The organism is Halorubrum sp. B53, from assembly GCF_059752395.1.
Genome location: NZ_MWTH01000012.1, coordinates 261,593 through 282,363, shown reverse-complemented (window position 1 = coordinate 282,363; position 20,771 = coordinate 261,593). Strand labels below are relative to the sequence as shown.

Genomic DNA, 20,771 nt, shown 5'->3' with positions numbered 1-20,771 from the left:
GCGCTACCCGCGCATCAGTTGGAGCACCTCGTCGACGACGCCCGGCTCGACGGCCACGACGTAGCGCCGCCCCGGCGTCAGCGTCGTGTCCGGCTTCGCGATCCGGTTGCCGTCTTCGCCGGAGATGACGAGGGTTCCCGCCGGAAAGGCGACGTCAGAGAGCGTTCGCCCGGCCGCGGGCGCGCCCTCGGCGACGCTGATCTCCATGATCTCGACGTCGCCGGTGACGTCCGCCAGGCTCTGGACGTCCTCGCCGGCGGTCCTGTTGGCCGCGACGCGCGCACCCGCCGCCTCGGGGTAGACGACGGCGTCCACGAACCGGTCGTACGTCTCGTCCGTCTCCCGGTCGACGCGGGCGACCGTTCTGATCTCGTCCGTGAGCCGGTCGGCGAGCAGGCAGACCGCGAGGTTCAGCCCGGTCAGCTCCGTCAGCGCGGCGATGGTGTCGGCGTCGTCGACGCCGGCCTGTTCGAGGATGTCCGGGTCGGACGCGTCGCCCTGGATCACGGTCGCGATCCACGCGTCGGCGATCTCCTCGATACGGGTCTCGTCCTGTTCGATGATCGTTACGTTCTCGTCTCGGGCGGCGAGCAGTTCGGCCGTCTGAAAGCCGACGCGGCCGCCGCCGGCGATGATGATGTCTCGTGGCATGTCAGTCCTCACCCGAGCCGGCCGTGGCCGGCTTGTCAGCTGATGCGTCCGGTCCCTCTTCGGTGGTCCCTCGCGCTCGGTACTTGTTGAGCGCGACGTACATCACCGCGCCCGCGACGAGCCACCCGGCGCTCAAGAGGAGCGCGAGCAGGTCCGTCCGCACGAGGAACCGGATCAGAACGACGGCGAGTATCCCGTTCAACGCGATCGCCAGTATCGGTGGGATCGGGTAGTAGGGGATCTCGTACGGACGGTTCATGTTCGGGCGCTCCCGACGGAGCCGGATCACCGCGACGTTGACGATGATAAAGGACAGCAGGAAAAAGAGGCTCGACATGTTCCCCGCGCTCTGCGTGGGGAGGAAGACGGACCCGAGCATGACGACCGCGCTCAGAAGCACCGCGACGAACGGCGTCCCGAACCGGTGATGGATCTGGCCGATCGACGGGAGTAACTGGCCCTCCCGACCCATCGAGAAGGCGACCCGCGAGGAGGCGATGACGACCGCGTTGAGCGCGGTGATCGTCGAGAACACCGCCCCGAAGACGATGAGCGCGCCGCCGTTCTGGATGATCGGTAGGCCGGTCGGCATGAACGAGGTCGCCGCCGTCGCGATGCCGGCCTCACCGGCGGCAGCCAGCTCCGAGGCGCCCAGCGTGCCGATCGCCACCGTCACGACCAACAGGTACACGACGACGGTGGCGGCGAGGCTGACGAAGATCGCTTTGGGGATGTTCTCGCGCGGGTTCTCGACCTCCTCGGTGACGGTCGTGATGAGGTCGTACCCCTCGAACGCGATGAACGTCAGCCCCATCGCGGGGAGGATGCTGAACGCGCCGGACCCCTCCGGGAACAGCGGGTCGAAGTTCTGGAACGTGAAGCTCGTCTCGCCGCCGCCGCCGGCCGAGAGGAACCCGAAGGCGACGAAGACGACGAGGATCGAGACCTTGACGATCGTGAACACCGTCTCGGCGCTCCCGCTCGCGGCGGTCGACGCCGCGTTCATGGCCACGAGCCCGGCGACCGCCACGAACGCGAGGAGGAACTTCGCCGGGACCCCCACGCCGAGCAACGGGAGGACCACCGCGCCGACTTGGTCGGGCGGCGCCACCACCCCGTACACGTGGAGCAGCTCGAGGAAGTTCGGCGCGAACCCGAGCGCGTACAGCGCGCCGGCGATCATGTACGCGAACCAGAGCATCCAGCCCATGATGAACGAGCCGAAGTCGTCGAAGATCTCCCGCACGAAGGCGTATCCGCCGCCGCTTTTCGGAATCGCGGACGCCAGCTCCGCGTACGAGAGCCCGGTGAACGCGGTCACGACCCCGTTCAACATGAAGACGAGCAGCGCCGCCGGCCCGGATATTTCAGCGGCGAGGCCCGTGAGGACGAAGATGCCCGCGCCGATCATCGCGCCCATCCCGATCATCGTCGCGTCCAGCAGGCCCAACTCGGCCTCCGGTTCCCGCTGGTCGTGACTACTCATACGTCGCCCGCCAGAGTGCCCCTTCTGAGAACGATCATTTCGCGGCTGTATCAGTTACGACGGCTGAACCCATATCAATCTGCTCCCTCGATGTCAGGTAAAAGGAACCCGAGTACCGAAAGAGAATACGCGGCTCCCGTTGCGGAACCCGCAATAATGTGTATTTTCTAACAGTCGTCGGTACGGAGCGGACGGCTCCCGTGCAGGGTCGGGACGACCGGTGGGACACTCGCCGCAACGGGTGGAACGAGCGTAACCTACAATTACCTGCGTCCGGAAAATTTCGCGAATGAGCGCGGACCTACGAGTCGTGATCGTCGGCGGACAACACGTCGGCTATCACGCTGCGCGACACCTCTCCGAGCGCGGTCACGACGTCGTCATCGTCGAGAAGGACCGCGATCGAGTGGAGTTCCTGAGCGAACAGTACGACGCCACGATCATTCACGGCGACGGCGGCCGGCGGTCGGTCCTCCGACAGGCGGGCCTCGACCGGAGCGACGTCCTCGCGGCGCTGACCGGATACGGCGCGATGACGAACATCGGCATCTGTGCGATGGCGACGGAGATCGAACCCGATATCGGGACGGTCGCGCGGATCGACCACGGCGACAGAGAAGAGTACGCCGGGCTCGCCGACCGCGTGGTCTATCCGGAGGAGCTGGCGGCGCACGCGGCGACCAACGAGATCGTCCACGTCGCCGGCGGCGGCGTCCGGACGATCGAGGAGGTGTCGGGCGACCTCACGCTGCTCGAACTCACCGTGGCGGGCGACGCGCCGGTCGCCGACCGAGAGCTCCGCGAGGTCGCCTTCCCGCGGGGCGCGGTCGTCGTCGCCGGGCGCGACAGCAATCAGCTCCCGGGGCCGGAGATGGTGCTGGAACCCGGCTTCCGGTACGTCGTCGCCGTGAACACGGACATCAGCGACGAGGTCGTGCGGCTGTTCAGGGGCTGACGCCGAGCCGCCCGGGTCGCCGCCGCGTTCGAGGCGACGCGGTCACTCCTACCCGACAGCGCGGCCCGACCGGTCGCGAGCCCGCAGCGCCCAGACGTTGGGGGCCTCCTGGAACTCGTGCTCGGTGAGGTGGGTCGCCTGATACGCGTTGTCCGCCATCGCCTCGCGCGCGTCGTCCCACTCGTCGATCGCGATGCGATCGATCGGTCCGGCGGCGATCACGCTCCGCCACGATCCGTCGGGGTCGACGTCGAAGACGGCGAGGCTCGCGACGTCGGACTGCTCCGCGTACGTCTCCTTCCGGAGCTCGCTGGTCCCGCCGAGGAAGACGAAGTAGAGGGTGCCGTCCCCGTCGTACCCGAACGACAGCGGAACGCCGTACGGCACGCCGTCGGCGCTCATCGACAGCACGCCGACGCCGGCCGCCGTCAGCAGCTCGTCGATCGCGGCGTCGTCCATATCGGTCCCCAGCAGCGCGTCATACTGTGTCATAAGCTAGCTCCGCGCACGGAATTCATAAGAAGACGTGCGAGAGTTCCCAGCCGGTCGAAACGCGGGTGGGAGGCAGTGACACCCGAACTGGTTTTCCGGATGACTCCCAACCGATCGCCATGCACGCACGCGAGCGGATCGAGAGCTACTACGACGCGCTCCGGACCGAGGAGCCGCTCGGCCCGTACTTCGCCGCGGCCGACCCCGGCGACGACGACCCCGTGAAGTTCGGGATCTCCGAGCGACTGGTCGGCGCGGACGCGATCCGGACCGGGCTCCGCCGGCAGACCGAGACGACGACCGACTGGACGGTGACGAGTCGGGCGCTCCGCGTCGCCGAGCGCGACCGCCACGCGTGGTTCAGCGACGACGTGTCGATGGCGTGGACCGACGCGGCGACCGGCGACCGGCGCGCGTTCGAGACGCGGTGGAGCGGCGCGCTCGAACGGCGGGACGGGGAGTGGCGCTTCGTCGGGATGCACGTCAGCACGGCCGACGAGCTGTGACCGGACCGACCGACTGGCCGTGACCGGGGCGGCCGACCGACGAGCCGGTCGCGACGCCGGCGGCTCTCGGCGCCGACCGCCCACGACCCGATCGATTAAAGTCGACTTGTGCTAACCAACCGCTAGTGGTTATCATCGACGCGGCGACCGACGGGCGGGCTCGACCGGAGCGGCGGGCGGGAGGTGCCGCGTGACCGACGCGACGCTCGCGGTCGTCGCCGGCGCGACCGAGACGGCCGCGATCGACGGCATCAGCGCCGCGGGCGCCGACCCCGCGCTCCGCCGGCACACGCCGAGCGCCGACCTGGAGATCGTCGCGGACGGCCGGCCCGCCGCCGACTCGCCGGTGCCGGTCAGCCCCTCCGGCTGCCCGACTCCCGCGGTCGTCACCCGGGCGGTCCGGGAGCTGGTCGGCGTCGACTTCGTCGGCGTCGACGCCGGCCTCGCGGTGCCGACGGCGCCGACGGAGGCGACCGTCTACGACTCGGACGCGTCCCCCGGCGGGGACGTCCGGACCGCCGAGCCGGTGCCGGACGCGGCGGCCGTCTTCGAGCGGGGGCGGGAGCTGGCGGGGACGATCGCCGGCGGGAGCGGCGGTGGCGGTCATAATGACGCCGACGCCGGCGACCCCGGTGAGCTCCTCGTCGGCGAGACGATCCCGGGGGGGACGACGACCGCGCTCGGGGTCCTGACGGCGCTCGGCGAGCGCCCGGTCGTCTCCTCGTCGCTGGCGGCGAACCCGCTCGCGACCAAGCGGGCGGTCGTCGAGGAGGGGTTGGAAGCGAGCGGGCTCGCGCCCGGCGACGCCGCGGGCGACCCGATCGGCGCGGTCCGGCTGATGGGCGACCCCGTGCTCGCGGCGGCCGCCGGCCTCGTGGTCGGCGCGGTCGAGCGCGGGGTCGACGTGACCCTCGCGGGTGGCACGCAGCTGGCGACCGTCGCCGCGCTGGCGCGGCACGCGGGCGTCGACCGGCGGCTCCCGCTGGCGACGACCGCCTTCGTCGCCGACGACCCGACCGCCGACGCCGCGGCGCTCGCGGACGACCTCGACCTGACGCTGGCCGCGACCGACCCCGCGTTCGACGCGAGCGACCACCCGGCGATGCGGGCGTACGCCCGCGGCGAGGCGAAGGAGGGCGTCGGGATGGGTGGCGCGCTGGCGCTCGCCGACCGGGGCGAGCCGACGACCGCGGCCGTCCGCGAGCGCGTCGCCGCCGTCACCGACCGACTGCTCGCCGAGCGCGAGGCGGAGTCGACCGCGGGTGGTGCGCCGTGAAGGGGGTCGTCCTCGGCGGCGTCGCCTCCGGCGTCGGTAAGACCGTCGCGACGCTCGCGGCGATCCGCGCGCTCGAAGCCGCCGGGCACGCGGTCCAGCCGGCGAAGGCCGGTCCCGACTTCATCGACCCGAGCCACCACGAGCGCGTGGCGGGACGCCCCTCGCGGACGCTCGACCTGTGGCTGCAGGGCGAAGGGGGGCTCCGCCGGAACTACGCCCGCGGAGCGGGCGACGTCTGCGTCGTCGAGGGCGTGATGGGGCTGTACGACGGCGACAAGTCGAGCACGGCCGCGGTCGCCGAGGCGCTCGATCTCCCGGTCGCCCTCGTCGTCGACGCGAGCGCGGGGATGGAGAGCGTCGCCGCGACCGCGCTCGGCTTCCGGGCGTACGCCGAGCGCGCCGGGCGCGACGTCGACGTCGCCGGCGTGATCGCCCAGCGCGCGCACGGCGGGCGGCACGCGAACGGGATCCGCGAGGCGCTCCCGGAGGAGCTGGCCTACCTCGGCCGGATCCCGCCGAACGACGAGCTGGAGGTGCCGGAGCGGCACCTCGGGCTCCACATGGGCGAGGAGTCACCGATCGACGACGACGCGCTCGACGCGGCCGCGGAGGGGCTCCGAGTCGAGCAGCTGCTCGATATCGCGCGGGAGCCGGCGGGGACGACGGAGCCGGCGGGGGCGAGCGGGCCGACCGAGACCGCCGACGGCGACCGCCCCCGGGTCGCGGTCGCCCGCGACGAGGCCTTCCGGTTCGCGTACCCGGCGACGGTGGAGCGCTTACGCGGGCGGGCGACCGTCGAGCCGTTCGCGCCGACCGCGGGCGACCCCCTCCCGCCCTGCGACGGCGTCTACCTCCCCGGCGGCTACCCGGAGCTGCACGCCGCGGCGCTCGCGGAGAGCCCGGCGCTCGACGACCTCGCGACCGCGGCCGCCGAGGGGGTCCCCGTGCTCGGCGAGTGCGGCGGGCTGATGGCGCTCGCCGAGTCGCTGACGACCGTCGAGGGCGAGACGCACCCGATGGCGGGCGCCCTCCCGGCCGACGTGCGAATGCGCGACCGGTACCAAGCGCTCGACCACGTCGAGCTGCGGGCGCGTCGGGACGCGCCGACGGCGGCCGCGGGCGAAACCCTGCGCGGCCACGAGTTCCACTACTCCGACGCCGACGTCGCGGGCGACGCCCGGTTCGCCTTCGACGTGGAGCGCGGGACCGGGATCGACGGCGAGCACGACGGCCTGATCGAACACCGAACGCTCGGAACGTACTGTCACGTCCACCCCGAGAGCGGGGCGTTCGACGCGTTCCTCGACGGGCTGTGACCGTGGTCGCGCTCCTCCCCGCTCCCGCGATCGCCGCCCTCGCCGCCACCGCCGCGCTGGCAGTCGCGGTCGCGCTCGACCTCGCGGTCGCGGAGCCCCCGGGGCGGGTCCACCCCGTCGCGCTGTTCGGCTCGGTCGTCGACCGAGTCGACCGAGCGTGGTCACGCCCGCGGCTCGTCGGCGTCGCGGCCGCGGTCGGACTCCCGCTCGCCGCCGCAGCGCTCGCTGGGGGCGTCGTTACGGTCGCCGCCGAGGTCGGAGCGCGGGCGGGCGCGGAGCCGAGATTCCTCGCCGTCCCCGTCGCCGGCGCGGTCCTCTTCTCGCTCCTCAGTCTCCGAATGTTACGCGAGGTCACCGCGGAGGTCGTCGCGCTGACCGAGAGCGACCCGGCCGCGGCCCGCGAGTCGGTCCGGGCGCTGGTGGGACGGGACGCCGCCGACCTCTCGCCGGCGGCCCTCCGGAGCGCGGCCGTCGAGAGCGCGGCCGAGAACCTCGCGGACGGGTTCGTCGCTCCGCTGGCGGGGTTCGCGGGAGGTGCGACGGTCGGGCTGGCGGTCGCCCCGGCAGCGACCCTCCCGCTCGCCGCGGGGGCCGCCGGCGCGGCGTGGGTGAAGGCCGTGAACACGCTCGACTCGATGCTGGGCTACCGGTCGAAGCCAGTCGGGCGGGCGAGCGCCCGGCTCGACGACGCCGTCATGTACCTCCCGGCCCGCGCGACCGCGGGCTGTCTCGCGGTCGCGGCCGGGTCGGTCGGAGCGCTCTCGCGGGCCCGGTCGTGGGCGCGGGAGCCGGGGTCCCCGAACTCCGGGTGGCCGATGGCGACCGCGGCGGCCGCGCTCGACGTGCGGCTGGCGAAGCCGGGCCACTACGCGCTCAACGCGGCCGCCGCGTCGCCGACCGTCGCTGACGCGGAGCGGGCGGTCCGGCTCGTCGGCGTCGCCGGCGCGGTCGCCGTCGCGGGGACGGCGGCGTGGGTGCTCGCGGTCGGGTGGCTGTTGTCTGGCGATTCGGTGCTTCCCCCCGCGGGGGTGGTCGGATGACCGCGACTGCGCTCGCGCTCCGGGGCGCGCTCGGCTTCCTCACCCGGATCCCGGTCGGCCGCGACGAGGCGGAATGGGAGGCGTTCGCGCGGGCGCCGTGGACGCTCCCGGTCGTGGGCTACCTCGTCGGCGGGCTCGTCGCGCTCCCGCTCCTCGCGCCCGTCCCCGCGCCGACGGTCGCGCTGGCGTTCCCCCTCGCCGTCTACGCCGTCACCGGGATCACCCACCTCGACGGCGTGGCCGACCTCGGCGACGCGGCGGTCGTCCACGGCGGTCCGGACGAGCGCCGCGAGGTCATGAAGGACTCCGCGCTCGGCGTCGGCGGGACGGTCGCGCTCGTCGCCGTCGTCCTCGGGCTGGCGACCGCCGCGCTCGGGCTGGCGGAGGCCGCGAGTGCCGCCGGGACGCCGGGCGTTCGCGACCGGCTCGGCACCGCGGTCGGGGTCGTCGTCGCCGCCGAGGTCGGCGCAAAGGCCGCGACCGCGACGCTCGTCTGCGTCGGCGACGCGGCCCACGAGGGGCTCGGGTCCGCGCTCACGGGGGAGGTCGACGCCGGGGCCGCGCTCCCGGTCCTCGCGCTCGCGGCGCCGGCGGCGCTGCTCGCGTGGCCGCGGCTCCTCCCGGGGGTCGCCGCGCTCCTCGCCGCACTGGCGACGGCGTGGCTGCTCCGGCGGTGGGCCCGGCGGCGGCTCGGCGGCGTCTCCGGGGACGTGCTCGGCGCGACGAACGAGCTCGCGCGGGTCGCCGCGCTGCACGCGGGGGTGATCGCGTGGACGCGCTTCTGATGTGCGGCGGCCGCGGCACCCGCCTCGGCGGAGCCACGGAGAAACCGATGACCCCGATCGGGAGGCGGCCGATGGTCGACCGCGTGTGCGACGCGCTCGCCAGGAGCCGCGTCGAGGCGACGCACGCGGTCGTCTCGCCGCACGCGTCGGCGACACGCGAACACCTCGTCGACGGGCGGAGGGATCTCCCCGTGATCGACGCCCCGGGCGACGGCTACGTCGCTGACCTGCGGTACGCAATAGAGCGGGTCGGGGCGGGCGACGCGGCCGCTCGACCCTTCGTAACTGTCGCCGCCGATCTCCCACTCCTCGACCCCGCGGCCGTGAACGGCGTGATCGACGCCGCTCGAGCCGCCGGCGACGACGACGCGCCGGCGTCGCTCACGGTCTGCGTTCCCGCGGCGCGCAAGCGCGAGCTCGGTGTCAGCGCCGACGCGGCGACAGAGATCGACGGCCGCGAGGTCGTTCCCGCCGGGATCAACGTCGTCGCGGGCGAGGAGGACGGCGGGAGCGACGGGGAGACCGAAAGCGACGACGGCGACGCCGCCGTCCACGTCACCGAGGACGCGCGGCTCGCCGTCAACGTCAACTACCCGTCGGACGTTCGGGTCGCCGAGCGGCTCCTCGCCGACGGGGAGGCCGACGACTGACCGACGCTCCGAGACCACACCCATGAACCTCGACGACGCCACCGACCTCGACCGCGCGCCCCACGGGAGCAGCGACGACCCCTCCCTGCTAGACTTCTCCGCGAACACCAACCCCGAAGTTCCGGCGGGCGTCGAGGCGGTCTACCGCGAGGCGTTCGCCGACGCGCGGTCGTACCCCGCGGAGCCGCCGGCGGCGTTCCGGGCGACCGCGGCCGACTACGTCGGCTGCGACCCGGACTCGGTCGTCCCGACGCCCGGCGGGCTCGCCGCGATCCGGGCCGCGGTCGCGCTCGCGGTCGACCCGGGCGACACCGCCCTCGTCCCGGCGCCGAGCTTCGGCGAGTACGCCCGCGAGGTGCGATTGCAGGGGGGCGAGCCCGCGTTCGTTCCGGCGAGCGAGATCCTCGACGCCGACCCGAGCGGGCACGCGCTCGCCGTGGTCTGTAACCCGAACAACCCGACCGGGACCGCCTACGACCGGGAGGCGGTAGAGCGGTTCGCGGCGCGGTGCCGCGAGGCCGACACGCGCCTGCTGGTCGACGAGGCGTTCCTCGGGTTCACCGACCGCCCGTCGCTCGCGGGGACCGAGGGCGTCGTCGTCGCCCGCTCGCTCACGAAGCTGTTCGGCCTCCCCGGGATCCGGACCGGGTTCGCGGTCGCGACGGGCGCGTTCGGCGCGGCACTCGCGAACGCCCGACGCCCGTGGAACCTGAGCGCGCCGGCGCTCGCGACCGGCGCGCACTGCATGCGGCGGGAGGAGTTTATAAACGAGACCCGCGAGCGCGTGCGCTCCGAGCGCGCCCGGATGCGCGAGGCCCTCGCCGAGCGCTACGCGGTCGCCCCCTCCGACGCGCCGTTCCTCTTGCTCGACGTGAGCGGGGACGGCCGGTCGGTCGAAGCGGTCGTCTCGGCGGCCCGCGAGCGCGGCGTGGCGGTCCGGGACGCGACGACCTTCCGCGGGCTCGACTCCCACGTCCGGGTCGCGGTGCGCCGCCCCGCCGAGAACGACCGACTGCTCGCGGCGCTCGGCGTGAGAGAGGGGGAGGCGGCCGACGGGACGACCACCCCGGAGGACGACGATGTTTGAGGCGACCGTGCGCGAGGGCGTCCTCCGCCTGCGGCGCCCGGAGACCCGCTGGCTCTCGACCGGGTGGAACGGCGGGCGCTCGCGCGCGGCCGCCGCCTACAACGTGACCGTCCCGGAGGGGTTCGAGCGCACGGATCTTGGCGCGTACCGCGACGAGCGGCTGGCGCGGGCGGGGTTTAAAACTGAGAGCGGGGTGGGGCGCGACCGCGACGCAGAGAGCGACGCGGGACGCGGCGACGACCCGCCGACCCTGTTCACCGGCGTCGCGATGGAGCACGCGCGGGGCGCGCGCCGCGGGCCAGTGGTCGCGTACGCGACGGTCGGGCTCTCGAACCCGGCGATGCTCCCGATGGACCCGGCGGCGGAAGGCGAGGGCGACGCAGCCGACGCGGCCGACGCGGCGGCGACGGACGACGCCCCCGACCCGGACCGCGAGGCGGCGACGGCCGAGGGACCGCCCCGGCGACCCGGCACGGTCAACCTGCTCGTCGGGACGACCCGACGGCTCGCGGACGGCGCCGCGGCGAACCTCGTCGCCGTCGCGGCCGAGGCGAAGGCGGCGACGCTGCTCGCGACCGCCGGCGTGCCCGGGACGACCAGCGACGCAGTCGCCGTCGCCGACGATCCGGACGGGGAGCCGGCGGCGTTCTCGGGCAGCGCCACGCCGGTCGGCGCGGCGGCCCGCGTCTGCGTCCGGGACGCGGTGCGCGCGAGCCTGCGGTCGCGGTACCCGGACGGCGACCTGCCCGGTCCGACCGGCGACGCCGAACACGGCGTCGTCGCCGACGAGCGGGCGGAGGTTTTCGACCCATGACACACGACGACACCACCACCGACGGCGACGCACAGGACGCGACCGACGAACAGCCGACCGACGAGGACCCCGCGACCCGGACGCCCGGCGGCGGCGCGGCCCCCGAGCCGGAGCCCATCGAGCCGGCCGCGCCCGAGGAGTTCGGGCTCGTGCAGGCCTGGTGGGGCGACGGGAAGGGGAAGACGACGGCGGCGATGGGGATGGGATTCCGGGCCGCGGGGCACGGCTACCGCGTCCACATGCTCCAGTTCATGAAGGGGGGCGCCGACAGCGTGGAGGGCGTCAGGGGCGAGTACAACGCCATCGCCGCGATGCCGGGGTTCAGCTACGAGAACGCCGGCCACTACGGCTGGCACGGGCTGCTCGACGGCTCCGCGGACGACGAGCACGAGGCGCAGGCGCGGGCCGCCTTCGAGCGCGCCGAGGCGCTCGTGGTGGGCGCCGGCGAGGCGGACCTGACCGAGCCGCTCCCGCTCGGCGGCGACCCGGACGACGGCGTCCACATGCTCATCTTGGACGAGCTGCTGTACGCGGCCGATCGCGGGCTCGTCGACCCCGACGACGTCGTCGCGCTCGCGGAGTCGAAGCCGGACGGCCTCGAGCTCGTCCTCACCGGGAGCCACGCGGAGCCGGCGTACCTGGAGGGCGTCGCCGACCTGATCACGAACGTCCGGAAGGTGGCGCACCCCTTCGACGCAGGCCACCGCGCCCGGCGGGGGACGGAGTACTGAGACGCATGTCCCGCCGGCGATCCGTCTCCCGGCGACGCGCGCCGCGTCGGAGGCGCCCGTGACCGACGGCGACCCCGACGCCGACACGATACTGATCGCCGGCACGGCGAGCCACGCCGGCAAGAGCACGCTGGCGGCCGGGCTCTGCCGGCACCTCGCGCGGAACGGCGTCTCGGTGGCGCCGTTCAAGGCGCAGAACATGAGCAACAACGCCCGGGTCGCGCTCGCGCCGGACGGCAAGTGGGGCGAGATCGGCGTCTCCCAGTTCGTGCAGGCGCGGGCCGCCGAGCTCCCGGCGACGACCGACATGAACCCCGTGCTGCTCAAGCCGCGCGGCGACGGCGAGAGCCAGCTGGTGATCGACGGGGAGGCGGTCGGTCACTACGCGGCCGGCGAGTACTACGAGTCGCACTGGGAGCGTGCCCGCGAGGCGGCCGTCGCCGCCCACGGTCGCCTCGCCGCGGATCACGACGTGGTCGTCGCCGAGGGGGCGGGCAGCATCGCCGAGATCAACCTCCACGACCGGGACCTCGCGAACGTCGAGTGCGCGCGCTTCGCCGACGCCCGGATCCTGATCGCCGTCGACATCGAGCGCGGCGGGGCCTTCGCGAGCCTCTACGGAACGTTAGAGCTCCTCCCCGACGACGTCCGCGAGCGCGTCGCCGGCGCGGTGATCACGAAGTTCCGCGGCGACCCCGCCCTGCTGGAGCCCGGCATCGCGGAGATCGAGGAGCGCACGGGCGTCCCGATCCTCGGCGTCGTCCCGCACGACGACCCCGGCCTCCCCGCGGAGGACAGCCTCTCGCTGCCGGACGCGGGCGACGGAAGCGAGACGGGGAGCGGCCGGGGCGGGGACGGAGGGAACGTCCTCGGCGCGGACGACGGGGTCGCGGACGCCGACGCGGTCCGGATCGCCGTCCCGCGGCTCCCGCGGATCTCGAATTTTACTGACTTAGAGCCGCTGGCTCGCGAGCCCGGCGTGCGGGTCGCGTACGTCCCGATCGACGGGGACCGGAGCGGTACCGACGCGCTCCTCGACGACGCCGACGCGGTCGTCCTCCCCGGGTCGAAGAACACCGTCGACGACCTGCTCGCGCTCCGCGACGCCGGCTTCGACGACGCGCTCCGCGACTTCGCCGGGCCGATCGTCGGGCTCTGCGGCGGCTACCAGATCCTCGGAGAGCGGCTGACGAACGCCGACGTCGAGGGGACCGGACCGACGTCGACGGTCGAGGGCGTCGGCGTGCTCCCGGTCGAGACGCGCTTTGCGACCGACAAGCGCGTCGAGCGCGTGACGCGGTCCGTGGACGGGGGCGGCCCGCTCGCCGGCGCGGCCGGGACCGCGACCGGCTACGAGATTCACATGGGCCGGTCGTCGCCCACCGAGGCGGTCGCCCGACCGCTCGGCCCCGAGAGCGCTGCGACCGACCGGGCGCTCGGAACGTATCTCCACGGCCTCTTCGAGAACGAGGGCGTCCGGGCGGCGTTCGTGGACCGGGCGTTCGCGGCCGCCGGGAAGTCGCGGCCGGCGGTCGGAGCGGGGGAGGGCGACGGGGGCGCGGCGGGGGAGGCGGACGACCGTTCCCCCTACGACCGCGCCGCCGACCTCGTCGCCGACAACGTCGACCTCTCGGCGCTCGGGCTCGGCGATGTCGGGTGACCGACCTCGGTCGCGCCGCTGCGGGGAAATGCCCTAATAAATCCCCGCCGACGGGTCGCACATGGTCTCCCGCGAGAACGCCGTCATCGGAACGTGTATCGCCCTCACCGTCGCCGTCGCGCTCCTCGTGGAGTCGCTGACCGTGTCGTATCCGGAGTGGGCCCCGCTCGCGCTGTTCATCGGGGGCGGCGTCGTCGTGCCGCTCGCGATAAACGAGACGTTGGACCGGAGAGAGACCGCTTAAAAGCGCGGGTCGGCGGTCACTCGCAGGCCAGCGTCTCCTCCAGCAGCTTCCGCTGTGCCGCCGCGAGGTGCTCAGCGAACGTCGAGGGGGAGATGTCGAGCGCCTCGGCGACCGCCCTCGCGTTGGCGTCGCGGGGACGCTCGAAGTAGCCCATGCGGTAGGCGGTCCGCAACACCTCGCACTGGCGGTCGGTGAGCCGGCCGCGGTCGACGAGGGTCCGGTCCGGCACCGCGTCGCCGTCGGTCGCGCCGTGGACGAGATAGCGGACCTCGACGTGGTCGGCGATGCCGTCGAGCGCCGAGACGATGTCGCGAAGGCGTTCGAGGTCGGGGAGATGGAGCGTCAGGAGGAGGACGCCGTCCTCGGCGCGCGCGTCGGCGATCGGGCAGTCGAGCTCCTCGATGACTCGGCAGGCGCACGCCCCGTCCCGCGGGCGGTCGTACCGGTACACCCGCTCGTCGCCGAGGTCGACGACGGACGCCGTCGCCGGAACGTCCTCGATCTCGGCGACCGCCTCCGGATCGCGGGCGCGAAACTCCTCGGTGTGCGTGTCGCCCGCGTGCGTCCACGTGACGCCGGTGATCGGGCCGTCGTGGGCGGTCGACGCCGCGACGACCGGGCAGTTCCCCGCGCCGTGGATCGCGACGCCCGCGCGGACGCCCTCGGGCGCGTCTCCCGCGCGACTCCCCGTCGACTCGCCCCCGGTTGCCATCGGATCTCCGAAGGGGCGACGGACACAAAGGCCTGATCCCCAACCAGCGAGGCGTCTCCCGAGGAGCCCCGAGAACACCCGCAATACTGTGGGCCGGTCGGTATCGGTTCGTGACCCGGAGCCGTGGCCGTGCAACGAGCGATCCACGCTGTCGGAGCGATCGCCCTGGCCGGGGCCGGGGGCGGGATGAGCGTCGCGGCGGCCGCCGGAGTGGCGGCCGGGGTCGGCGTCGGTTCGGGCGCCGGGGCGGCGGCGAGCGCGGAGCTGCTGGCCGGCGCCCTCGTCTTCGCGGTCACCGCGACGTCCCTCGGCTACACCGCCGTCACGGAGGCCAGATGGGCGTTGCGGACCGACGGGTTCCGCGTCACGCGGACCGACCTCGGCAACGCGGCCGCCGTCGCCCTCGCGGCGCCGGTCACCTACGCGCTCTCCGTGCAGGCCGGCGTCGGGCCGATCGTGGCGTCCGCCTTGGTCGGGCTCTGCGCGTACCTCCTGTCGGAGACGTACGGCGCCCCCGCGTACTGCGGCTCGTTCGTCGGGATGGCGACCCCGGCGGCCGGCGCCGATCTCGGGGCCGTCGCCGCCGCGGGGCTCGTCGCCGGCGGCGTCTTCGTGGCCGCCAAGCGCGCGTTCAACGGGTTCGGCGGGAAGCTCGGGACGACCGCGTTCGTCGGCTGCCTGTCGGTGGCGGCGCTCGGCGGCCTCGCCCCCGGAACGGGGTCCGTCCCGGAGCCGACCGTCGCGGCGGGGCTCGTCGTCGCGGCGGCCGTCACTGCGCTCGCCACGTTCCTCGTGAGCGTCCGGCTCGACCACGGGCCGGTCGTCGGGAGCGCGGTCGTCGGGCTCGTCGCCGGCACCGTCTGCCCGCCGCTGTTCGCCGCCGGCGACGTGATCGCGGCGGTCGCCTTCTGCGCGTCGTTCGCCGGGATGGCGACCCCGGAGCGGATCCCGGGTCCGGGCGCGATGCTGCTGGCCGGCGGAGTCGCCGGCGTCGCGTTCGTCGGCGCCGCGCCGTACTTCGTCGGCTTCGGCGGGAAGCTCGGGACGATCGCGTTCGCCGCCTGTCTCGTCACCGCGGGGGGCCTGTCGCTCGGGCGCGTCCTCGCCCCGGTCGGCAGCGACGCCGTGACCGGGTGAGCGTCGAGGTGGTCGTCGGGTGACCCGCGGCGACCGCGACCCGCGGCGGGACGCGGGTCACGGGATCGCTATTTAAAACACCACATTACTCCGGCCGCATCGGGAGGGCCGTGGAGCCCCTCGGTTGAGGTGATGACTGATCCGACCGAGACGCCCGAGCGGAGCTTCGAGTCGAACCCCTCCGTCTGTCCGTTCTGCGGCGTCGGCTGCGCTATCGAGTACGCCGGCGGCGGGAGCGCGACCGGCGTCGAGGGGCCGGTGAACGCCCGCGGGGAGATCTGTCCGAAGGGCGCGGCCGCGTTCGACGTCGTCGACCACGAGGACCGCCTGACCGAGCCGCTCGTCAGGCACGACGGGCGCTTCGTCACGGCGCCGTGGGCGGAGGCGCTCGACCGCGTCGCGAGCGGGATCGGGCGAGTGGTCGACGAGCACGGCCCGGACGCCGTGCAGTTCTTCGCCTCCTCGAACTGCACGAACGAGGAGAACTACGTCCTCCAGAAGCTCGCGCGCGTCCTCGGGACGAACAACGTCGACAACTGCGCGCGGCTCTGTCACGCCTCGACCGTCGCCGCGATGAGCGACCGGCTCGGCGCCGGCGCGATGACGAACACCCTCGACGACCTGCGGGAGGCGGACTGCGTCTTCGTCAACGGCGCGAACCCGGCGGAGCAACACCCCGTCGCCTTCCGGTCGTACCTCCTCCCGGCGGTCCGCGACGGCGCGACGCTCGTCCACGTCGACCCGCGCGCGAACGACACGACCGAGGCGGCCGACGTCCACCTCCCGCTGCGCCCCGGCACCGACATCGAGGTGGCGAACGCGATCGCCGCGGTCCTGATCGAAGAGGACCTCGTCGACGAGGCGTTCCTCGCCGAGCGGACGACCGGGTTCGACGAGCTCCGCGAGCACCTCGCCGCCGTCGACGTGGGGGAGAACGCCGAGGCGGCGGGCGTCGACCCGGAGGCGATCCGCGAGGCGGCCCGGGCGTACGGCGAGGCGGACCGCGCCGCGATCGTGACGGGGATGGGAACGAGCCAGCACCGCTGCGGCACCGACAACGTCCACGCCCTGCTCAACCTCGCGCTGCTGACCGGCAACGTCGGCCGGCCCGGAACCGGCGTCAACCCCCTGCGGGGCCAGAACAACGTGCAGGGCGCCAGCGACGTCGGCGGCCTCCCGGGCGTGCTCCCCGGCTACGAGCCCGTGACGGACCCGGACGCCCGCGAGCGCGTCGCCGCGGAGTGGGGGGTCGAACCGCCGAGCGACCCCGGGCTCACCGAGGTCGAGGCGACCCACCGGTTCGGTGACGAGGTGCGGGCGGCGGTGGTCTTCGGCGAGAACCCGGCGGTCACCGAGCCGAACGCGAGCGCGGTCGCCTCGGCGTTCGAGGAACTTGACTTCTGCGTCGTCATCGACCTGTTCGAGACGGCGACCGCGGCCCACGCCGACGTGGTCCTCCCGGGGAGCTCGTGGGCCGAGAAGGCCGGCACCGTGACGAACACCGACCGCCGCGTGATGCGGATGCGGCCCAACGCCGACCTCCCCGGGAACGCCCGGCGCGACTTCGAGATTCTGAGTGCGCTCGGGCGGCGGCTGACCGACCGCCCCGCGGAGTTCGAGTACGACGGGCCGGCGGCGGCCTTCGAGGAGCTGACGCGCGTCGCCCCCATCTACGAGGGGATGAGCTACGAGGGGATCGGCGACGGCTACCAGCGCTGGCCCTTCTCGGCCGACGACGGCGCCGGGACGGACGTGTTACACGCGGCGGAGTTCCTCACCGGCGAGCGCACCGCGCCGCTCGCGGTCGTCGACCCCGTCCCGCCCGCAGACGACCTCGCCGCCGGCGAGCTGACGCTGACGACCGGCCGCGTGCTCCAGCACTTCAACAGCGGGGCGCTCAGTCGCCGCTCGGACCGCCTGATGGCGATGCGCGGCGAGGACGCGCTCCAGATCCACCCGGACGACGCGGCCGACCGGGGGATCGAGGACGGGGACCGGGTGACCGTCTCGAACGACCGCGGGACCGTCGAGGTCGCGGCCGCGGTCACCCCGGCGGTCCGCGAGGGCGTGACGTTCTGTACGTTCCACTACGCGGAGCCGCTCGCGAACGCCCTGACGGGCGACGCGCTCGATCCCGAGGCCGGAATCCCGGAGTTCAAGCACTCGGCGGTCACCGTCGAACCGGCCGCCGTCGGCGAGGCGGGGGGCGAGAGCGACGCCGCCGACGCCGACTGAGAGAGTGTCGCTCGCGCGGTCGGGGACCGGCTTCGCGCCGACCGGCAGGCGGTGCGGTATCACTCGTGAGAGACGGGAGGGCGGGCTTATATGATCCAGACGAAGAGGGGCTCGCATGACTGCGTCTGGAGAGTACGGTCGAGACGACTTCGGTCAGGGCGGCCTGAACGAGGGGCTAGACGTCGCGGCGCTGGTCGAGGAGATCGGCCTCGACGCCGAGGAGATCCGGTGGCGGAAGGAGTTCGTCGGCTTCGACGAGGAGGACGAGCGGCGACTGAGTCGGTACGAGGACGCGTTCGCGGAGAACGCGGACCGGATCGCGGAGGACTTCTACGAGAACCTCACCGGTCACGAGCAGACCGTCGAAGTGTTGGGCCGGTCGGACAAGGGGCTCGACCAGCTCAAGCGGACGCAGTCGGCCTACCTCGTGACGCTCGCGAACGGCGAGTACGGAACGGAGTACTTCGAGGACCGAGCGCGGATCGGCAAGATCCATGACATGCTGGAGATGCCGATGAAACACTACATCGGCCAGTACGGCGTGTACTACGACCTCATCCTCCCGCTCATCGGCGACCGCCTCGTCGACTCGCTCACCGACCGGCTGGCCCCCGACGCCGCCGGTGCGGCGGTCGACGACGCGACCGCGACGGCGATAGAGGAGGAGGTCGACGACGCGATCGAGGACCTGCTCTCCGTCCTCCGGATCGTCAACCTCGACATGCAGGTCGTCACGGACACGTACATCCACTCCTACAGCGAGAAGCTCTCGGAGGTCGTCGAGGAGAACGAGCGGCTGATGGCGGAGGTGGAAGACGAGGTCGAAGGGCCGATCGGCGACCTGCGCGAGTCGGCGGACGACGTCGCCGACAGCGCCGCCGAGGTCGGCGACGCGGCCGAGGACCAGTCGGAGCGGGTCGCCGAGATCTCCTCCGAGGTGGCGAACCTCTCGGCGACGGTCGAGGAGGTGGCGTCGACCGCCGACGAGGTCGAGCGGACGAGCAGTCGGGCGGAGGCGCTGGCGGAGGACGGGCGGGACGCGGCCGACGACGCCGCGGCGGCCATGGACGACATCGGCGACGCCGTCGACGAGGTCGCGGACGACGTCGAGGCGCTCAAGGAGCGCGTCGAGGAGATCGACGAGTTCGTCGACGCGATCAACGGCATCGCCGACCAGACGAACTTGCTCGCCCTGAACGCCTCGATCGAGGCGGCGCGGGCCGGCGAAGCTGGCGCCGGGTTCGGCGTCGTCGCCGACGAGATCAAGTCGCTCGCGGAGGAGTCGCAGGAGCACGCGAGCGACATCGAGTCGATGGTCGACGGGATCCGCACCGACACCGAGGAGACGGTCGAGAGCCTCTCGGAGACGACGGTGCGGGTCGACGAGGGGAGCGAGCGCGTCGACGACGCGACCGAGAACCTCACCGACATCGCCGAGGCGGTGACGGAGACGGCGGACGGGATCGACGAGGTCGCGGACGTGACCGACGAGCAGGCCGCCGCCGCCGAGGAGATCGCCGCGACGATCGACGGGGTGGTCGAGCAGTCGACCCGGATCAGCGAGCGGATGCAGGAGCTAGCGGCGGAAAGCGAGCGCCAGTCGGCGGCGGTCGAGGAGGTCGAACGGACCGTGCGCCGGTTGTCCGCGGACGGCGGCGGGGACGGCGGCAGTAGGTCCCGCGCGGCATCCCTGACGGACGGCGGTCGGTCGATACCGCCCGGGCTTCCGGAGGGCATCCCCGAGTTCGTGATCGATCGGCTCTCCGACAAGGAACTGCGTGCGATCGCCGCCGGGAAGCTGGAGATGGACGACCTGCGGTGAGTCGGCGGCGCTGACGCGTCGCTCGCGCCCCGAGGCCCGCGGCCGCGGGCCGAACTCAGGGCGCAAAGTACGCGTCCGGCCCCCGAACCCCGGAGAGTTCGCGGAGAGGACGTGCGCCGCACCGACCGCAGGCGGCCGGCTCGTCGGGGTCGTCGGGGCGCGCGAACACCGTGTCGCAGGCGTCGCAGGCGACGTAGCGCAGCGCGAGCGACGGAGTGTTGGCCATGCTCACAAGAGGCGCTCGACGCGTATCAATCCCGCTCCGAACGGTGGCGAGGACGGCCGGTCACGCAACCCATAAGCCGCGAGCGACCCCACTGTACGCATGGAGATCGCGATACTCGGCGGCACCGGCGACATCGGCGAGGGACTGGCCCTCCGGCTGGCGGCCGACACGCCTCACCGCGTCTCGATCGGCTCGCGCGACGCGGAGAAGGCCGAAAACAAAGCGGAAGAGTACACCACGGAGCTGGAGAGCCGTGGCCTCGACGCGACGGTCGAGGGCGCCGAGAACGCGGTCGCCGCGGCCGCAGCGAAGGTCGTCGTCCTCGCTGTCCCGCCGTACCACATCGGCGACACGGTCGAGGCGATCGCCGACGAGTTGGACGACGGCGACGTCCTCGTCTCGCCGGCGACGGGCATGAAGCGCGACGACGAGGGGTTCCACTACCACAAGCCCGGCGCGGGCTCGGTGACGCGGATCGCCGCGGACGCCGCGCCGGAGCGCGTCGCCGTCGTCGGCGCGTTCCACAATCTCGCGGCGGCCCGGCTCGCGAACCTCGACGCCGACCTCGGGATCGACACGCTCGTGATCGGCGACGACGAGGACGCAAAGCGGACGGTCTCGGACGTCGCGGAGGGGATCGAGGGGCTCCGCGCGCTCGACGCCGGCGGGATCGCCAACGCGCCCGAGATCGAGGGGCTGACGCCCCTGCTTATCAACGTCGCCTCGAACAACGACGGGCTCCACGACCTCGGCATCCGATTTAAATAAGCGCTCGCGGGCGTCGTTCCGTTAGGCCTTTGCGCGACCGGTTCCTCCGGACGATAGATGGAGTACCTGGAGCGCCGGGTCGCGCTGGTCGAGGAACGGCTGGAGGCCGTCATCGACGAGATCGAGCCCGACGAGCTGTCCGACGAGGTCGGCCACGTCGTCCTCGCCGGCGGCAAGC

General features: G+C 73.4%; 21 protein-coding genes and 1 pseudogene. 17 read left to right on the top strand and 5 right to left on the bottom strand.

Annotation, left to right across the window (positions count from 1 at the left end):
• Positions 1-3: 3 nt before the first annotated feature.
• Entirely contained in the window at positions 4-651 is a 648-nt protein-coding gene (locus B4V06_RS10625; protein ID WP_123113867.1) for a potassium channel family protein, read from the bottom strand.
• A gap of 1 nt (position 652) precedes the next feature.
• Positions 653-2,137: an APC family permease gene (locus tag B4V06_RS10620; RefSeq protein WP_498169744.1), complete on the bottom strand. Its 1,485-nt coding sequence runs from the start codon at positions 2,135-2,137 to the stop codon at positions 653-655.
• Between the two features lie 289 nt (positions 2,138-2,426).
• Between B4V06_RS10620 and B4V06_RS10615 the strand changes: the two genes are divergently transcribed.
• Positions 2,427-3,092: a potassium channel family protein gene (locus B4V06_RS10615; protein ID WP_498169742.1), complete on the top strand. Its 666-nt coding sequence runs from the start codon at positions 2,427-2,429 to the stop codon at positions 3,090-3,092.
• A gap of 48 nt (positions 3,093-3,140) precedes the next feature.
• On the opposite strand, the gene B4V06_RS10610 is transcribed toward B4V06_RS10615, so the two are convergent.
• Positions 3,141-3,584 (bottom strand): pyridoxamine 5'-phosphate oxidase family protein, encoded by a 444-nt coding sequence (locus B4V06_RS10610; protein WP_498169740.1) that lies wholly within the window; start codon positions 3,582-3,584, stop codon positions 3,141-3,143.
• A gap of 119 nt (positions 3,585-3,703) precedes the next feature.
• On the opposite strand from B4V06_RS10610, the gene B4V06_RS10605 reads away from it, so the two are divergent.
• From B4V06_RS10605 to B4V06_RS10555, 11 genes are all read left to right on the top strand, one after another.
• Complete coding sequence (locus B4V06_RS10605) at positions 3,704-4,090, top strand: nuclear transport factor 2 family protein (protein ID WP_123113863.1); 387 nt, start codon at positions 3,704-3,706, stop codon at positions 4,088-4,090.
• Positions 4,091-4,280: 190 nt separating this feature from the next.
• Positions 4,281-5,366 carry a nicotinate-nucleotide--dimethylbenzimidazole phosphoribosyltransferase gene (locus B4V06_RS10600; RefSeq protein WP_498169737.1) on the top strand — a complete coding sequence of 362 codons (1,086 nt, stop codon included), beginning with the start codon at positions 4,281-4,283 and terminating at the stop codon, positions 5,364-5,366.
• Positions 5,363-6,682, top strand: coding sequence for a cobyrinic acid a,c-diamide synthase (locus tag B4V06_RS10595; protein ID WP_498169735.1), 1,320 nt, complete (start codon positions 5,363-5,365; stop codon positions 6,680-6,682). Before B4V06_RS10600 ends, B4V06_RS10595 begins: the two co-directional genes overlap by 4 nt.
• Entirely contained in the window at positions 6,679-7,722 is a 1,044-nt protein-coding gene (locus B4V06_RS10590) for a CobD/CbiB family cobalamin biosynthesis protein (RefSeq protein WP_498169733.1), read from the top strand. The genes B4V06_RS10595 and B4V06_RS10590 overlap by 4 nt, the downstream gene beginning before the upstream one ends.
• Complete coding sequence (cobS, locus tag B4V06_RS10585; protein WP_498169731.1) at positions 7,719-8,507, top strand: adenosylcobinamide-GDP ribazoletransferase; 789 nt, start codon at positions 7,719-7,721, stop codon at positions 8,505-8,507. Before B4V06_RS10590 ends, cobS begins: the two co-directional genes overlap by 4 nt.
• The gene (locus B4V06_RS10580) at positions 8,507-9,157 is read left to right on the top strand and encodes an NTP transferase domain-containing protein (RefSeq protein ID WP_123114911.1); all 651 of its coding nucleotides are present in this window, start codon (positions 8,507-8,509) and stop codon (positions 9,155-9,157) included. Before cobS ends, B4V06_RS10580 begins: the two co-directional genes overlap by 1 nt.
• A 22-nt stretch (positions 9,158-9,179) precedes the next feature.
• Positions 9,180-10,244, top strand: coding sequence for an aminotransferase class I/II-fold pyridoxal phosphate-dependent enzyme (locus tag B4V06_RS10575; RefSeq protein ID WP_498169729.1), 1,065 nt, complete (start codon positions 9,180-9,182; stop codon positions 10,242-10,244).
• A complete protein-coding gene (locus B4V06_RS10570; RefSeq protein WP_123113858.1) occupies positions 10,237-11,058 on the top strand; it encodes an adenosylcobinamide amidohydrolase in 822 nt (273 codons plus the stop codon). Before B4V06_RS10575 ends, B4V06_RS10570 begins: the two co-directional genes overlap by 8 nt.
• On the top strand, positions 11,055-11,789 hold the full coding sequence (locus tag B4V06_RS10565; RefSeq protein WP_123113857.1) for a cob(I)yrinic acid a,c-diamide adenosyltransferase: 735 nt from the start codon (positions 11,055-11,057) through the stop codon (positions 11,787-11,789). Before B4V06_RS10570 ends, B4V06_RS10565 begins: the two co-directional genes overlap by 4 nt.
• 58 nt (positions 11,790-11,847) lie before the next feature.
• Positions 11,848-13,449: a cobyric acid synthase gene (locus B4V06_RS10560; protein WP_498169726.1), complete on the top strand. Its 1,602-nt coding sequence runs from the start codon at positions 11,848-11,850 to the stop codon at positions 13,447-13,449.
• A gap of 61 nt (positions 13,450-13,510) precedes the next feature.
• A complete protein-coding gene (locus tag B4V06_RS10555) occupies positions 13,511-13,693 on the top strand; it encodes a DUF7987 family protein (RefSeq protein WP_123113855.1) in 183 nt (60 codons plus the stop codon).
• A 16-nt stretch (positions 13,694-13,709) separates the two neighbouring features.
• Here B4V06_RS10555 and B4V06_RS10550 read toward each other — a convergent pair whose 3' ends face one another.
• A complete protein-coding gene (locus tag B4V06_RS10550) occupies positions 13,710-14,405 on the bottom strand; it encodes a helix-turn-helix domain-containing protein (RefSeq protein ID WP_123113854.1) in 696 nt (231 codons plus the stop codon).
• Positions 14,406-14,591: 186 nt separating this feature from the next.
• Here B4V06_RS10550 and B4V06_RS10545 point away from each other — a divergent pair, with 186 nt between their 5' ends.
• The 3 genes from B4V06_RS10545 to B4V06_RS10535 all read left to right on the top strand — a co-directional run bounded on the left by B4V06_RS10545 (position 14,592) and on the right by B4V06_RS10535 (position 19,599).
• A complete protein-coding gene (locus B4V06_RS10545) occupies positions 14,592-15,542 on the top strand; it encodes a hypothetical protein (protein WP_498170061.1) in 951 nt (316 codons plus the stop codon).
• A 132-nt stretch (positions 15,543-15,674) separates the two neighbouring features.
• Positions 15,675-17,777, top strand: coding sequence for a formate dehydrogenase subunit alpha (gene fdhF / locus B4V06_RS10540; protein ID WP_123113853.1), 2,103 nt, complete (start codon positions 15,675-15,677; stop codon positions 17,775-17,777).
• 115 nt (positions 17,778-17,892) lie between these two features.
• Complete coding sequence (locus B4V06_RS10535; protein ID WP_255212564.1) at positions 17,893-19,599, top strand: globin-coupled sensor protein; 1,707 nt, start codon at positions 17,893-17,895, stop codon at positions 19,597-19,599.
• Between the two features lie 55 nt (positions 19,600-19,654).
• Here the strand turns inward: B4V06_RS10535 and B4V06_RS10530 are convergent, their stop codons facing one another.
• Positions 19,655-19,825: a hypothetical protein gene (locus B4V06_RS10530; protein WP_176329367.1), complete on the bottom strand. Its 171-nt coding sequence runs from the start codon at positions 19,823-19,825 to the stop codon at positions 19,655-19,657.
• A 99-nt stretch (positions 19,826-19,924) separates the two neighbouring features.
• Here B4V06_RS10530 and npdG point away from each other — a divergent pair, with 99 nt between their 5' ends.
• On the top strand, positions 19,925-20,593 hold the full coding sequence (gene npdG, locus B4V06_RS10525) for an NADPH-dependent F420 reductase (RefSeq protein ID WP_123113852.1): 669 nt from the start codon (positions 19,925-19,927) through the stop codon (positions 20,591-20,593).
• A 57-nt stretch (positions 20,594-20,650) separates the two neighbouring features.
• Positions 20,651-20,771, top strand: a pseudogene (locus B4V06_RS10520) (polyprenyl synthetase family protein); the annotation flags it as partial.